We start from the raw sequence: 13624 nt of genomic DNA, 5'->3' as shown, positions 1-13624 counted from the left end.
CAGCGGTGCAGCGGGAAAACCGTTGCACCGCTGCCGAATAGTCGGCTCATACGGTCGGGTGGCCGCCCAACGAGGCCGTGATGACCGCGAGGGGAGTGGTGGTCAGCGCATGCAGGTTGGCGCGTTCCTCTGCAGTGAGGTTTCGGCGGGCCCACAGCCGGCCGATCGCGCCTGTGCCGGAACGCGGCCGGCGGTTGAGGCGAAACGTGTTGTGGATTGCTACGAAGGACATCGGGCCTTCTCCTCATGGGCAGCATCCAGCGGTACGCGAGCATCAATCACCTTGGCACAGAGGAGATCTATCCGATCGAGCGGATTGTCTTGCGCCGTGGATCAGCTGTGAATGACTCGTGCCCTGGCCGGATGGAACGGAATAGGACTGGGATAGGGACTTTCCCCACTACTAATCGTCCTCACCTCCTCAGGGCCGTGGCGCGCGTGGGCGCCGGTGTTGGGCACATAGGAGTGGATCGGACCGCGGAGCGGCCGGATGCACCCCTCTCGTCACAGCTTCGGCACTGCACGGCGTATTCGGATCGGAATCCGAAAGCCACTTGGGCTCAACCCTTAAGCCGGGAGGAGCTGTCCTGACCGGGGGCGTCTCTCGACGTTCGGGGTCAGTGGCCTGTGTCCATGCAGACGCCTCGCCCAACGAGGTGCTTGCGTTACAGGTGTACACCTCACGAACACTCGCGTCAACTTGCCGCCGCTCGTTTCGCGCACGCTGCGATTTCGGTCATGACTGTGAATAGTGCTGGCGACCAACACCTCTCACGTTCTGCTGCCGTTCTGGCGGCTGCGAATACCGCTCACCGCCCAACCACGCAAGGCCTCTCGACGCCCAAAAGGCCAGAAACCCCGCAGGGTCCCTGGCCTTTTGGCTCAGCGTGTGCGCTTAGCGGCCGATGCCCGCGTTGACGCCACCGTCGACACCGGCATCGCCGACGGGGGTGTTCACGCCACCTTCGACTCCGGTGTTGGTGGAGACGCCTGCGGGGGCGAACGGGTTGAGCGGGTTGGGCAGGTTGACACCGGTTCCGCCTTCGACGTTGCCGCCGCCGATCGGGGTGTTGACGCCGCCGCCGGCGTTGGTGTCACCGGAGACGCCTGCGGGGGCGAACGGGTTGAGCGGGTTGGGCAGGTTGACACCGGTTCCGCCTTCGACGTTGCCGCCGCCGATCGGGGTGTTCACGCCGCCGCCGGTGTTGGTGGAGACGCCTGCGGGGGCGAACGGGTTGAGCGGGTTGGGCAGGTTGACACCGGTTCCGCCTTCGACGTTGCCGCCGCCGATCGGGGTGTTGACGCCACCGCCGGCGTTGGTATCACCGGAAACTCCCGCGGGAGCGAACGGGTGGAACGGGTTGGGCAATTCGACGCTCGACCCGCCTTCGACATTGCCGCCGCCGACCGGGGTGCTCACGCCGCCGTCGGCGCCACCCGACACACCGTTATCGGCCCAGGCAGCGCCGGCGGTCGCAAGCGGAATCAGTCCGGCGGCGAGCAGCGCGGTAGCGCCCATGCCGAGGCCAAATGCAACTCCGTTACGCCTAGTCTTGCTCATGCGGATAACCACTCCAATCATGGATTATTCGGGTGTTGTCGCGGTCTCGACACCATCACGGGTGTCCACCATCGACGGAATTGATATCGGTCGTTACGCCGTCACCGTTACACCGCCGCGAAAAATTCCCTCGCAATCGTCGCTGGCCTGCACTGACATCCCTGGTTGACACGTGTTGAGCTGTTGGGACGCATGAGAATCGATCGCACCGAACGCATTGTCGCACGAAAGCTATTGATACACAGGTAAATATCAGGATGACCTGATAATGGCGCGGCTTTCTGTTTACCGCTGAATGTCCCCTGCCGAATGCGGTGGGGGTAGACGGAATATGAGAACTGTCAACACTATTAGTCATGTGTCCATCGAAATATGCTCATCTGCAAGGGTTATCGGAAGTCTGAAAGATATTCCTCGCTCTCGTCGCGTGGCCGCATGCGAACGGGGTGCCGGCCGAAGTGCGCGATCGGACCCGTGAGCGCGGGTTCCGCGGCATGCCGGCCTCAGATGCCGGTTGAGCAGCACGTTCGGTCCTTCACAAGACGGGTGTCCGGTGACCGGAACGTCACGGTAAACGCCTTCGCGCAGCTGCGCCACCAATTAGGGTCTAGCCACACCCGGCGTGCGCTCAGCGCGAATGCCGGATCGACGGACCCTGGAAGGACGGTTTCCCGGTGACGCGCTTTGATGTTGTGGAGGCCGGCATTGCGCAGCTGCGTCGCGCGCTCGAAGACGGCTCGGTGACCAGCGAAGAATTGGTGCGGCGCTACCTCGAGCGAATCGACGCCTACGACCGCAACGGCCCCCGGCTGAACGCGCTCGTGGTGATGAATCCCGATGCCTTGGCCGATGCCCGGGCCTCCGATCAGCGACGTGCCCACGGGCAGACGCTCGGACCGCTCGACGGCATCCCGTATACGGCGAAGGACAGTTACCTGGCGAAAGGGCTCACCGCCGCGGCCGGCGCACATGCGTTCGAACATCTGGTGGCGCAGCGCGACGCATTCACCATAGAGCGGTTGCGTACCGCTGGTGCGGTGCTGATCGGCCTGACCAACATGCCGCCGATGGCCAACGGCGGTATGCAGCGCGGGGTGTACGGACGCGCCGAAAGCCCCTACAACCGCGACTACCTCACCTCGGCATTCGGCTCGGGCTCGTCCAACGGCTCGGGGACGGCGACCGCCGCGAGCTTCGCGGCGTTCGGCTTGGGGGAGGAGACCTGGTCGAGCGGACGGGCACCGGCGACCAACAACGCCCTGTGTGCCTACACCCCGTCGCGCGGGGTCATCTCGGTGCGCGGCAACTGGCCGCTGGTGCCCACCATGGACGTCGTCGTACCGCATACCCGGACGATGGCCGACCTGTTCGAGGTGCTCGACATCATCGTCGCCGACGATCCCGACCCCCGTGGAGACTTCTGGCGGGTGCAGCCGTGGATCGAGATCCCCAAGGCGTCGGACGTGCGGCCCGCGTCGTACCCGTCGCTGGCGCCGGAGAGCCGTGAAGTAGCGCGGAACACGTTGTCGGGCAAGAAGTTCGGTGTCCCGAGAATGTACGTCAACGCCGACCCCGAGGCCGGGACGAGCGAACATCCTGGTATCGGCGGTGCCACCGGGCAGAGGATCGAAACCCGCCAGTCCGTCATCGACTTGTTCAACGCGGCCACGGCGGATCTGCAGGCCGCCGGAGCCGAGGTCGTGCTCGTCGACTTCCCGGTGGTCTCCAACTACGAAGGGGACCGGCCAGGCGCGCCGACCGTGCGCACCCGCGGCCTGATCAGCAAGGAGTTCCTGGACCGCGAGATCCTCGATCTGTCGGCGTGGTCCTGGGACGACTTCCTGCGGGCCAACGACGACCCGAAGCTCAATCGGCTCGCCGACGTCGACGGCGCGCTCATCTGGGTTCACCCCGTCGGTGCGCTGCCGGATCGCGCGGAGGGTTTCGGCGACGACATCACCACCTATCCCGACTTCATCCGGGAGCATCCGATCGAGGACTTCACCAAGATCCCGCACATCGAGGAGGGCCTGCGGGGACTGGAGGAAACCCGCCGGATCGATCTCGAAGAGTGGATGACCGAACTCGGCCTCGACGCGGTGATCTTCCCGACCGTCGCCGACGTCGGTCCCGCCGACATGGACGTCAACGAAGCCTCGGCAGATCTCGGCTGGCGCAACGGGGTGTGGGTGGCCAACGGCAACCTGGTGCCGCGACACCTGGGCATTCCCACGGTGACCGTACCAATGGGCACCATGGCCGACATCGGTATGCCGGTCGGCCTGACCTTCGCGGGCCGGGCCTACGACGACACCGCGCTGTTGTCCGTGGCCGCGGCCTTCGAGGCGACCGGGAACCGGCGTACCGTGCCGCCGCGAACTCCGCCCCTTCCGTAGTTCAGAGACCACATTTCACGAGGCTGACCGTGAACAGCCGAGGAGGACCAGTGACCGATAACCCCACGCTCATGCCAGCTGAGACGGCCGCCCAGGACCGGGTCTGGATGGCCTTTCCCAGCGAGGGCTACTCGCTGGGCGACACCGAAGCCGAACAGCACGAGGCCCGATCCGCCTGGGCCGCTGTCGCGCATGCCGTCGCCGGGTTCGAACCGGTCACCGTACTCGTGGACCCTGGCGAACTGACCGCGGCCCAGAAATACCTGTCGGCAGACATCGACATCATCGAAGCCCCGCTGAACGACGCCTGGATGCGCGATATCGGGCCCACCTTCGTGCATCGCGCCGACGGCTCGGTGGCCGCGGTCGACTGGGTGTTCAACGGGTGGGGTGGCCAGGACTGGGCGCAGTGGGACCGCGACGAGAAGATCGGGGCCACGGTTGCGCGGCTGGCCGGCACCCCGGTCATCAGCTCCCCGCTGGTCAATGAGGGTGGCGGTATCCAGGTCGACGGCGAGGGCACAGTGCTGGTCACCGAGACCGTGCAACTCGATCCCGGTCGTAACCCGGGGCTCACCCGCGCCGACGTCGAGGCCGAGTTGGCCCGCACCATCGGGGCGACCCACGCGATCTGGCTGCCCCGGGGCCTGACCAGAGACTCCGAGCGATATGGCACCCGCGGCCACGTCGACATCGTCGCGGCCATCACGTCGCCGGGCCGGCTGCTGTTACACACGCAGCAGGATGCGAATCACCCGGATTACCTCGTCAGCAAGGAGGTCCGTGCGGTGTTGGAAAGCAGCCACGACGCCGCGGGCAGATCCTGGGAGATCACCGAGATGCCCGCGCCGGCGACACTGACCGACGCCGAGGGTTTCGTCGACTACAGCTACATCAACCACCTGGTGGTCAACGGCGGGGTCGTCGCGTGCGGCTTCGGCGACCCGGTCGACGACACCGCGGTGGCGATCCTCGGCGAGCACTATCCCGGCCGCACCGTCGTGACGGTGGATGCCAGGCCGTTGTTCGAGCGTGGCGGAGGCGTCCACTGCATCACCCAGAACCAGCCTTCGGTCAGATAGCACCGTGGCGCGTGCCCTTGTCGGGCGGGAGTGGGAGAATGCGGCGGTGGCGTATGTCTTGAGCCGCCCAGCGCGACGGCCATCCGTGGCAACCATCCGTGTGGCGGTTGCGCCGTGAGTCCATACGACCATTACTACGGACGCACCGCACACCTTGCGGCCCTCGGGCTGCGCACCCGGATGCGTGGGCTCAACGCCTTGTCCATGCTCGCGCTGAGCGTGGTACCGCTGCTGCTGCTCGCCAGTTCGATGGGCCCGCGCGGCCCTGAGCGCTACGTCGCCGGCCTGGTGACCCTCGGTGGGATCGTGATGGCCTGGCGGTGGTGGCGGCTGCAGTGGCCGAGTCGCACCGAGTCGTGGATGATCGTCGTCGTCGGCGCCCTCGGGATCATCGTCACGTGCCTGATGCTGACGAACCCGATGATCGGTCTGCTCGGCATGTCGATCTACGCGATGCTCACCAGCTACGCGGCCTTCCTGCACAGCAGGCGAGTATGGGCGTTGACGCTGGCGGTTGGTGAGGTCGTCGTTCTGTACCTCGCTGTGCGGGTGGCGATGGTCGACATCCTGCTGGGCGTGGCAGGCGCGGTCGTCGTCACCCTCGTCCTGACGTTCACGTCGCTGATGTGCCGCATGGCGGTGCGCCTCATCGACCCGGACGCGATGAGGCACCCGAACGAAATCGAACCGTTGACCGGGCTGCTCAATCGAGAGGCCTTCGACATCGCGGCGGCCACCATGTTCGGTGCGGCAAGCCGCCACGATGACCAGTACCTCGTCGTGGTGGCGGTGTCGATCGACGACATGGAACTGCTCACCCACATGGAAGGTATGCACGGCACGCTGAGCGCGCGGGTGGCCGTCGGCCGCGCACTGCACGAGACCATTCGGCACAAGGTGCCCTTGGCCCATGTCAGCGACACCGACTTCCTCATCGCCGACGTGTTCAAGACCAACGATCCCTCGCCGCTGGTCGGCCGAATCCGCGGATCGATCAAGACCACCGAGATGCGGCTGACCACCAGTATCGGATCGGTGTGCAGCCCACTGCGCACGGCGGCGGACCTGCCGGCCGAGGAGGTCGTCGACACGCTGGTGACGCTGGCGACCCGGGCGATGCAGCAGTCCAGGGACGGCGGCGGCAACCGGGTCACCAGTGCCTACTATCCGACACTGGCGTGCGGCGGCGAGGCGCCCGACTGACCGGCCGGTGCCCCGCACACAGAAAACCCGCCGGCGCACACGGCGCCGGCGGGCCAGATGAAAGGTGCGGCTACTCGACCACGAAGACGGGGATCTGCCGGTCGGTCTTGGTTTGATACTCGGCGTACGGCGGATATGCCTCGACGGCCAGTTTCCACCAGTGCTCACGCTCGTGACCGCTGAGCTCGCGCGCGGTCAGCTGCACGACCTTGTCGCCGTCCTGCGCCGTCACCGCCGGGTTCGCCTTGACGTTGAAGTACCACGACGGGTGTTCCGGCGCGCCACCCTTGGACGCGACCATCGCGTACTTGCCGTTCTCCTCCACCCGCATCAGCGGCACGTACCGCTTCTTGCCGGACTTCGCGCCCGTCGTGGTGAACAGCACCACGGGCCGGTCGAAGATCTCGACGCCGTCGGTGGTGCCCTGTTTGAGGATCTGTTCGGTCTGTTCGCGTACCCAGTCGGTGGGGCTCAGCTCGGCATCAGTCACGCCGTTCGCAACATCGGGCCTCGGCGTGCTATTCCATCGGCGCTTCGGCGCGGTGATCCATGCGGATGGATTCAATTGGTGCTGCAATGGTGCGATGGCGCGACACCAGGATGTGCAAGACCCGACGCCCGCCGATGCCGACCGCAGAAGCCGACCGGCGAGCCGCGACGAGGTGAAGGCGTTCGAGGTGGCCACGAGAGACCTCGCGGGTGTCGCGCTGCGCAGCATCGATCAGCTGGGCGACGACCTGTCGCTGCCTCAGTTCCGGCTGTTGCTCGTGGTCTACGAGAACGGCCCGTGCTCGTCGGTCGAGGTGGCCCGTGCGATGGGCTTGGCCGCATCGTCGGTCACCAGGCTGGCCGACCGGCTCACCGAATCCGGGCATGTGGTGCGCCGTGCCGATCCGGGTAACCGCACCGTGGTGATCCTCGATCTGTCGACCTCAGGTAAGGCTTTGGCGCGCAAGGTGATTCGCCGTCGTCGCCGGGAGCTGGCGGCGCTGCTCGAGCATCTGGATCCCGACGTGCGGGCGGCATGTGCTCAGGGACTACGTGATCTGCACGCGCACATCGGCGGCGAATACACCATCGGCCGCCGCGGGCTGGTCCCGCTGTAGCGCGTCGGCTGTCAGTCTTGCTCGGGCGGTGTCGGCGGGGCAGTCCGCGACGCCTTCTCGATCGGCGATGCCCAGCTGGCCAGGATCCTGAGCCGCTCGTCGGATACCGATCCTGGTTCGGCGGTCATTACATACAACGTCAATCCGGGATGGGACGACACCTCCATGCCCTCGAACGTGAGGTCCAGATCGCCCACCTCCGCGTGGTGCATACGTTTGACGCCGGTGCGATGGAACCGCACATTGTGGGCGCCCCACCGGGTACGGAAATCGTCGCTGCGGGTGGAGAGCTCACCGACCAGCTTGGTGAGCCGTTCGTCGTAGGGGTTACGTCCGGCGGACGTGCGCAGGATGTCGACCGCGTTGTCGGCGTGCTGCTCCCAGTCCCGGAAGAAGTCCCGTGACTTCGGATCGAGGAAGACGTACCGGGCCAGGTTGACGGGCCGTTCCGGGTCGGAGAACGCGTCGGCGTACAGCGCTGCGCACAGCCGGTTGGTGGCCAGGATGTCCAGTCGGTCGTTGCTGACCCAGGCCGGTGCATCCACCAACGCGTCGAGTACGTGCTGCAGGTTGGGGCGGACCTGCGCGGTGGTCGGCTTGGGTTGGGCCTTGCGGATGGTTGTCGAGGCGCGGACGAGATCCCATAGGTGGGCACGTTCGGCTTCGTCGAGTTCGAGCACCTTGGCGACGGCGCCGAGCACGGTGTCCGACACTCCGGTGAGGTTGCCACGCTCCAGGCGGGTGTAGTAATCGACGCTCACTCCGGCCAGCAATGCGACCTCTTCTCGACGCAGTCCCGGCACCCGCCGCTTGGCCCCGTAATCCGGAATGCCTGCTTGTTGCGGAGTGATCCGGGCCCGCCGGGTGGTCAGGAAATCCCGAATATCCTTGCGCGGGTCCATGGATCCCAGCCTAAGACGCGGCATCAAGCTGGAGGGGGGTTTGCTGGTACCCCGGTAGAGCGCGTCCTGTTGCGGGCTGCGACGACACGGTTGACTGACGCTCAGGGACACCGAGATACCTGAGACGAGGAGCGCAGCATGGACACGGTCACCTTCCCCAACGGTCCGATCAACATGGCAGGCAACCTGTATCTGCCGCCGGGCTTCGATCCGCAGGACAGCTACCCCGCAGTGGTGACCGTGCATCCTGGCGGGGGTGTAAAGGAGCAGACTGCCGCCCTGTACGCCGACAAGCTGTCCGAACAGGGCTTCGTCAGCCTGGCGTTTGACGCGTCGTATCAGGGTGACAGTGGCGGCGCTCCACGCCATCTGGAGGACCCCGACGCCCGCGTGGAGGACATCCGGGCCGCGGTGGATCACCTTCAGTCGCTCGACTACGTCGACGCGGAGCGTATCGGTGTCTGGGGGGTCTGTGCCGGCGGCGGCTACGCCGTCGCGGCTACCATGACCGACCACCGCATCAAGGCGATCGGCACGGTGAGCGCGGTCAATATCGGCGCGTCGTGGCGCCGCGGGTGGTACGGCACCGGCGTCGATTCCGACGCGCTGCCCACCCTGAACGCCGCCGCCGCTCAGCGCACTGCCGAGGCGCAGGGCGCCGACGCGGCGTTCGCGCCCTACGTTCCCGCCCAGTCCGACGCCGATACTCCGTACGACCTGCAGCAGGCCGCCGAGTATTACCTGACCCCGCGGGCACAGCACCCGAACGCGCAGAACAGATACCTGATGAGCAAGAGCCTGGCGAAGATCTTCGCGTTCGACGCCTTCCACCTGGTGGAGGATCTACTCACTCAGCCGATCCTGATGGTCGCGGGCAGCGACGCGGGATCACTGTGGGCCACCACCGGACTGCATGCGCGAGTGCGCAGCGACAAGAAGCTGGTGATCATCGACGGCGCCACTCACATGGACTTCTATGACGTGCCCAAGTACGTCGATCTCGCTGTGGCTGAAGCTGTTCCGTTTTTCATCGAGAATCTGAAGGGGAATTGACATGGCACTGGACCACATCGAAGCAGCGACGGTCAGGACGCCCTACTGGGACATCGCCGCTGACATCTACTTCCCGCCGGATTTCGACGCGTCGAGCAAGTACCCGGCGATCGTCAGCGTGCACCCGATCGGCAGCTGCAAGGAACAGACATCCGGCAACGTCTACGGTACGGCCCTGGCCGACGAGGGTTTCGTGGTCATCGCGTTCGATGCGAGCTTCCAGGGCGCCAGCGGAGGCGAACCGCGCTTCATCGAAGATCCGACCCAGCGCGTCAAGGACATCAGCCACGTCATCGATCACCTGGTGACGTTGCCGTATGTGGACGAGAACCGGATCGGCATCATCGGCGTGTGCGGTGGTGGCGCGTACTCGATCAATGCCGCGACCACCGAACGGCGCATCAAGGCGGTGGCCTCCATCACGGGGGTGAACTTCGGGCGGTTGATGCACGAGGCGTTCTCCGGGTACGACCCGATCGGAGCGCTGGAAGCCATTGCGGCACAACGTACTGACGAAGCCCGAGGTCAGGAGCTCAAGGTGAACAACCTGCTTCCGCCAGATCCTCAGACGGCGGCCGAGCAGGGCATCACCGAGATCGATGTGGCCGAGGCCACCGAGTACTACCGCACACCGCGTGGGGAAAAGCCTGGTGGTGCAACGAGTTCACTCTTCTCGCATCAGGCGACCGCGGTCGGGTGGGATGCCTTCAACCGACTTGAGGTGCTGCTCACGCAGCCGATGATCGTTGTGATCGGCGACAAGCCAGGTGCGTTCGGCGCGTACCGCGACGGGCTGGAGGCATACCGCCGGGCGGCGTCGAAAGACAAGGAACTCGTGGTGGCCGAAGGCTTCTCGCACTACGACCTGTACGACAAGCCCGAGCCGGTGGCGCTGGCGTTGGCCGGAGTGGTTCCGTTTTTCAAGAAGCACCTCTGAGTGTGACGCCGGCGCGGTCAATCGGTATATGTCGGTTCAGGTCTCGCGCTGCTTGCTGAACGCGTCGGCTCCTGCGCCCGCGTCGCAGGCGTTTTGTCCGCTGAGCCCGATGATGATCCGGAATCCAGCAGGCTCTGCTGTACGCGAATGTCGAGTCGATAGTGGGCGAGCCGGTGCAGCAGTTCGGGGAAGGCTTTGGGCTGCACCTGTCCGTAGAGATCGCAGATGGCTTCCATCACGATGCGGGTCACGAGTTCAGGTGGTAACAGTCCGTCGAACTCCGTTGCCAGCCGCGCAGCGACGTCATGAGCCGGCCGGACGGTGTCTAGTGGCTTGGTCTTCATACGGTGACCTTCTCGGGTGCGAGCAGTGATTACCTATCCGCCGGTGTTTCTTGGGCGTTGACGGCTTTTTCAAGTCGCTCGAGAACCGCACGCAGCTCCGCGAGTGCCTGTTTGAGATCCGTCGCTGCTTCAGGTGGACCGCCGGCACCCGGCGGCGCGCCCGCGGGTGGGCGGGATTGCGGTCGTGACGTGTCCGGTGGTGGTGTCGCGGCGGCGTCGCCACCCGGGGCGGTCGCGGCGCGCCCGGCACCGGCGCCGAACACCTGGTCGAGCGCCTCGGCCAGCGTTGGGGCATAACCGATTCGGACTCCGCCGTCGGCTCGGGGTTCGCGCAAGCTGACCAGCACCCGGGACAGCTGCGGAAACGTCGAGCTATTGGGCGTGGTCGGAATGCGCTCGGTGTAAAGCGGTTCCACATAGAGCACGCCGCCGTCGGCGATCGGAAGGGTCAGTAGGTTGCCGTAATGGATTCGGTTGGATCGCTCCAGCAAGGTGCGCTCGGAGGCGACCCGGGTGTCGGAGATCATCGAGTTCTGGATCTGTTGCGGGCCCTGCGTCAAGGTATCCGTCGGTAGTTGCAGCACCCTGATCTTGCCGTAGTTCTCCGGATCGGAGTCCACCGAGATGTAGGCCGAAAGGAATTCCCTGTTGTAGCCGACCATCGCGCTGGCCAGCCGGAACGACGGTCGCGCGCTCCGCTGGTCTCCGACGAGGACATAGAAGGGTGGCTGCGGTTCGTCGGACTCGGTGGTCGGATCGCTGGGCACCGACCAGAAGGCGTTGGTGGTGAAGAACTCTCGAGGTTCGTCGACGTGGTATCTCGCCACCATGTCCCGTTGGATCTTGAACAGGTCCTCGGGATAGCGGAAATGCGAGCGCAGTTCGTCAGAGACATTGTCCGCCGATTGCACGGCACCGGGGAACACGCGCATCCATGCCTGGAGCACGGGATCGTCGCGGTCGACCTCGTAGAGCGTCACGGTGCCGTCGTAGGCGTCGACCGTTGCCTTGACCGAGTTGCGCACATACCCGACCTGTGCGCCGGGCTGGCTGACGCCGGCGGCAGTGGTGACCAGGCCTTGCAGCGAGGTGCGTTGCGCGTACGGGTAGCGTTCCAGCGTCGTGTATGCATCGACTATCCAGACGATGCGGCCGTGGACCACCGCCGGATAGGCATTGGCGTCGGTGGTCAGCCACGGGGCCACCCGCTGCACGCGTTCCTTGGGGTCGCGGTAGAGGATCAGTTTCGACTCCTCGCTGATTGCCCGCGAGAACAAGATGTTGCGTTCGGCGAACTTGGCGGCGAACAACGTCCGGTTGAACCAGTCACCGATCGGCACCCCGCCGGCACCGGTGTAGGAGTACTTCGCGGTGTCGGTGTCGTACTCGCGAGGCGGCGCATCCGGCGGTCCGCCGACGATCGCGTAATCCGGATCCGCCTGGGCAATCACTTCACCGAAGTAGATGCGTGGTTGGTCGACTCGGATGGTCTGTCGATCGGACCCATGGGATGCGATGTCGCTGATCGTGTAGATCGGGTACCCGCTGTTGCTGTCCGCGGGTTCCGCGGCGTCACGGACTGCCGCATTCACCCGATTCGCCGGTGCGGCAACGAAACCGTTGCCGTGGGTGTAGACGGTGTGCCGGTTGATCCAATCGGTCTGATTCCCGGTCAGGCTGTCCGGTGACAGTTCGCGGACGCCGACGATGTAATCCCGCAACTGGCCGTCGATGTGATATCGGTCGACGTCCAATTCGGCTGGGAAACTGTAGAAGTTCTTGAGCTGCTGTTGCTGGGTGAACGTCCGGGAGAGCACGGTCGGGTCGAGCAGTCGCACATTGGCGATGGTGGTGACATCCGCGGCGACGTCGCGGGGATTCTTGGTCCCGATGCCGGGATAGTCGTGGTATTGCACCCAGTCGCCGCCGAGCCGATACGCGTCGCGAGTCGCGGCGATGTTGCGTTCGATATAGGGGCGCTCGACATCGGCTGCATTGGGCCGCACCGAGAACTGTTCCATCACCAGCGGCCACGCACCGCCTACCAGAACCGACGAGAGTACGAGCAGCGCGGTGGCCATCGCCGGAATCCGCATGTCCCGCAGGAAGATCACCGCGAACATCGCCAACGCGCACAGCACCGCTATGGCGAGCAGGACAAGCTTGGCAGGCAGCTCGGCATGGATGGTGGTGTGGCCGGCACCGGTGAACGTCGGTTCTTTGCGGGTGCTGAACACCAATTCGTAGTGGTCGAACCAGTATGCGATCGCCTTGAGCAGGATCGCCGTACCGGCCAGCATCGCGATCTGAATTCGAGCGGGCTGGGTGAGTGTGCCCTTGCCTGCGGCCAGCCGGATACCATCAAAGAGGTAGTGCGTCAACACATTCGCGACCAACGCCAGGCATACGGCGACAAAAAACCAGTCGAGTATGAATCGGTAGAAGGGCAGGTCGAATACGAAGAAGGCGATGTCGCGCCCGAATTCCGGATCAGTGATACCGAAGGGTTCGCCGTGCAGGAACAGTTGAACCGTGACCCAATTGCCCTGGCCGACCAGACCGCACAGCGCCGCGACCGCCGATGCGACGCCCCATGACAGCAGGCGGGGCCGGCGCATCGCGAGGGTCCGATAGTGCGCGATCGGGTCGTTGTCGCGTTTGGTAGGGACGAAGATCAGCCGGGTGCGATATGCCAGCGCCATCGCCAGCAGAACGCTGCCGCCAACGAGCAGGGCCACTGCGATGAAGATCGCGACCCTGGTCAACAGAACCGTGATCCAGACGTTGCGGAAGCCGACCTCACCGAACCACAACCAGTCCACGTATGAATTCAGCGGCCCAGAAACGACAAGCAGAAGTACGACCGCGGTCACGGCTGAGCCGATCAGCACGCGGACACGCCTGGACACCGCGAATCTGTCGGCCGACCCGTTCTGCATCTGCTACTCCGAACGTCGAGACACCTTTTCCAAATCGGTCGTCACCGCCGCGTGGGCAGAGCAACGTGGTGTTCGGCCAGTCTTCTCGGTCGGGCGGTCGA

General features: G+C 65.2%; 12 protein-coding genes and 1 riboswitch. Of the genes, 6 read left to right on the top strand and 6 right to left on the bottom strand.

Going from position 1 to position 13624, the window contains the following annotated elements; all coding sequences use genetic code 11:
- Positions 1-46: 46 nt before the first annotated feature.
- Both BTO20_RS25230 and BTO20_RS25225 read right to left on the bottom strand, forming a co-directional pair.
- Positions 47-232 (bottom strand): hypothetical protein, encoded by a 186-nt coding sequence (locus tag BTO20_RS25230; protein WP_087078776.1) that lies wholly within the window; start codon positions 230-232, stop codon positions 47-49.
- Between the two features lie 257 nt (positions 233-489).
- A riboswitch (M-box (ykoK) riboswitch) is annotated at positions 490-663 on the bottom strand.
- Positions 664-895: 232 nt separating this feature from the next.
- Positions 896-1561: a hypothetical protein gene (locus tag BTO20_RS25225; RefSeq protein WP_157680320.1), complete on the bottom strand. Its 666-nt coding sequence runs from the start codon at positions 1559-1561 to the stop codon at positions 896-898.
- 674 nt (positions 1562-2235) lie between these two features.
- Here BTO20_RS25225 and BTO20_RS25220 point away from each other — a divergent pair.
- The 3 genes from BTO20_RS25220 (at position 2236) to BTO20_RS25210 (ending at position 6242) form a co-directional block, all read left to right on the top strand.
- Positions 2236-3957 (top strand): amidase, encoded by a 1722-nt coding sequence (locus tag BTO20_RS25220; protein ID WP_087078774.1) that lies wholly within the window; start codon positions 2236-2238, stop codon positions 3955-3957.
- A 71-nt stretch (positions 3958-4028) separates the two neighbouring features.
- Positions 4029-5039 (top strand): agmatine deiminase family protein, encoded by a 1011-nt coding sequence (locus BTO20_RS25215; RefSeq protein ID WP_087078773.1) that lies wholly within the window; start codon positions 4029-4031, stop codon positions 5037-5039.
- A 114-nt stretch (positions 5040-5153) separates the two neighbouring features.
- A complete protein-coding gene (locus BTO20_RS25210) occupies positions 5154-6242 on the top strand; it encodes a nucleotidyl cyclase domain-containing protein (RefSeq protein ID WP_087078772.1) in 1089 nt (362 codons plus the stop codon).
- A 70-nt stretch (positions 6243-6312) separates the two neighbouring features.
- Here BTO20_RS25210 and BTO20_RS25205 read toward each other — a convergent pair whose 3' ends face one another.
- The gene (locus tag BTO20_RS25205) at positions 6313-6732 is read right to left on the bottom strand and encodes a nitroreductase family deazaflavin-dependent oxidoreductase (RefSeq protein ID WP_087078771.1); all 420 of its coding nucleotides are present in this window, start codon (positions 6730-6732) and stop codon (positions 6313-6315) included.
- Between the two features lie 94 nt (positions 6733-6826).
- Here BTO20_RS25205 and BTO20_RS25200 point away from each other — a divergent pair, with 94 nt between their 5' ends.
- Positions 6827-7348, top strand: a complete 522-nt coding sequence (locus tag BTO20_RS25200; RefSeq protein WP_087082633.1) for a MarR family winged helix-turn-helix transcriptional regulator — start codon at positions 6827-6829, stop codon at positions 7346-7348.
- 11 nt (positions 7349-7359) lie between these two features.
- Here the strand turns inward: BTO20_RS25200 and BTO20_RS25195 are convergent, their stop codons facing one another.
- Positions 7360-8250 carry a helix-turn-helix transcriptional regulator gene (locus BTO20_RS25195; RefSeq protein ID WP_087078770.1) on the bottom strand — a complete coding sequence of 297 codons (891 nt, stop codon included), beginning with the start codon at positions 8248-8250 and terminating at the stop codon, positions 7360-7362.
- A 138-nt stretch (positions 8251-8388) separates the two neighbouring features.
- Here BTO20_RS25195 and BTO20_RS25190 point away from each other — a divergent pair, with 138 nt between their 5' ends.
- Together BTO20_RS25190 and BTO20_RS25185 are read left to right on the top strand one after the other, a co-directional pair.
- Positions 8389-9303: an alpha/beta hydrolase gene (locus BTO20_RS25190; protein ID WP_087078769.1), complete on the top strand. Its 915-nt coding sequence runs from the start codon at positions 8389-8391 to the stop codon at positions 9301-9303.
- Between the two features lies 1 nt (position 9304).
- Positions 9305-10240: an alpha/beta hydrolase gene (locus BTO20_RS25185; RefSeq protein ID WP_198344058.1), complete on the top strand. Its 936-nt coding sequence runs from the start codon at positions 9305-9307 to the stop codon at positions 10238-10240.
- A gap of 17 nt (positions 10241-10257) precedes the next feature.
- Here BTO20_RS25185 and BTO20_RS40705 read toward each other — a convergent pair whose 3' ends face one another.
- Together BTO20_RS40705 and BTO20_RS25175 are read right to left on the bottom strand one after the other, a co-directional pair.
- Positions 10258-10584, bottom strand: a complete 327-nt coding sequence (locus tag BTO20_RS40705; protein WP_232490843.1) for a hypothetical protein — start codon at positions 10582-10584, stop codon at positions 10258-10260.
- A 29-nt stretch (positions 10585-10613) separates the two neighbouring features.
- The gene (locus tag BTO20_RS25175; protein WP_087078768.1) at positions 10614-13523 is read right to left on the bottom strand and encodes a UPF0182 family protein; all 2910 of its coding nucleotides are present in this window, start codon (positions 13521-13523) and stop codon (positions 10614-10616) included.
- Positions 13524-13624 lie beyond the last annotated feature (101 nt).

The organism is Mycobacterium dioxanotrophicus, from assembly GCF_002157835.1.
GTDB lineage: Bacteria > Actinomycetota > Actinomycetes > Mycobacteriales > Mycobacteriaceae > Mycobacterium > Mycobacterium dioxanotrophicus.
This window is presented reverse-complemented; position numbering and strand designations above follow the sequence as displayed.

Bases quoted from the DNA above. Each gene is read 5' to 3' on its own strand.
- BTO20_RS25215 (WP_087078773.1), top strand. From the start codon at position 4,029: ATGCCAGCTGAGACGGCCGCCCAGGACCGGGTCTGGATGGCCTTTCCC.
- BTO20_RS25200 (WP_087082633.1), top strand. From the start codon at position 6,827: ATGGCGCGACACCAGGATGTGCAAGACCCGACGCCCGCCGATGCCGAC.
- BTO20_RS25190 (WP_087078769.1), top strand. From the start codon at position 8,389: ATGGACACGGTCACCTTCCCCAACGGTCCGATCAACATGGCAGGCAAC.
- BTO20_RS25175 (WP_087078768.1), bottom strand. From the start codon at position 13,523: ATGCAGAACGGGTCGGCCGACAGATTCGCGGTGTCCAGGCGTGTCCGC.
- BTO20_RS25225 (WP_157680320.1), bottom strand. From the start codon at position 1,561: ATGAGCAAGACTAGGCGTAACGGAGTTGCATTTGGCCTCGGCATGGGC.
- BTO20_RS40705 (WP_232490843.1), bottom strand. From the start codon at position 10,584: ATGAAGACCAAGCCACTAGACACCGTCCGGCCGGCTCATGACGTCGCT.
- BTO20_RS25185 (WP_198344058.1), top strand. From the start codon at position 9,305: ATGGCACTGGACCACATCGAAGCAGCGACGGTCAGGACGCCCTACTGG.
- BTO20_RS25195 (WP_087078770.1), bottom strand. From the start codon at position 8,250: ATGGACCCGCGCAAGGATATTCGGGATTTCCTGACCACCCGGCGGGCC.
- BTO20_RS25230 (WP_087078776.1), bottom strand. From the start codon at position 232: ATGTCCTTCGTAGCAATCCACAACACGTTTCGCCTCAACCGCCGGCCG.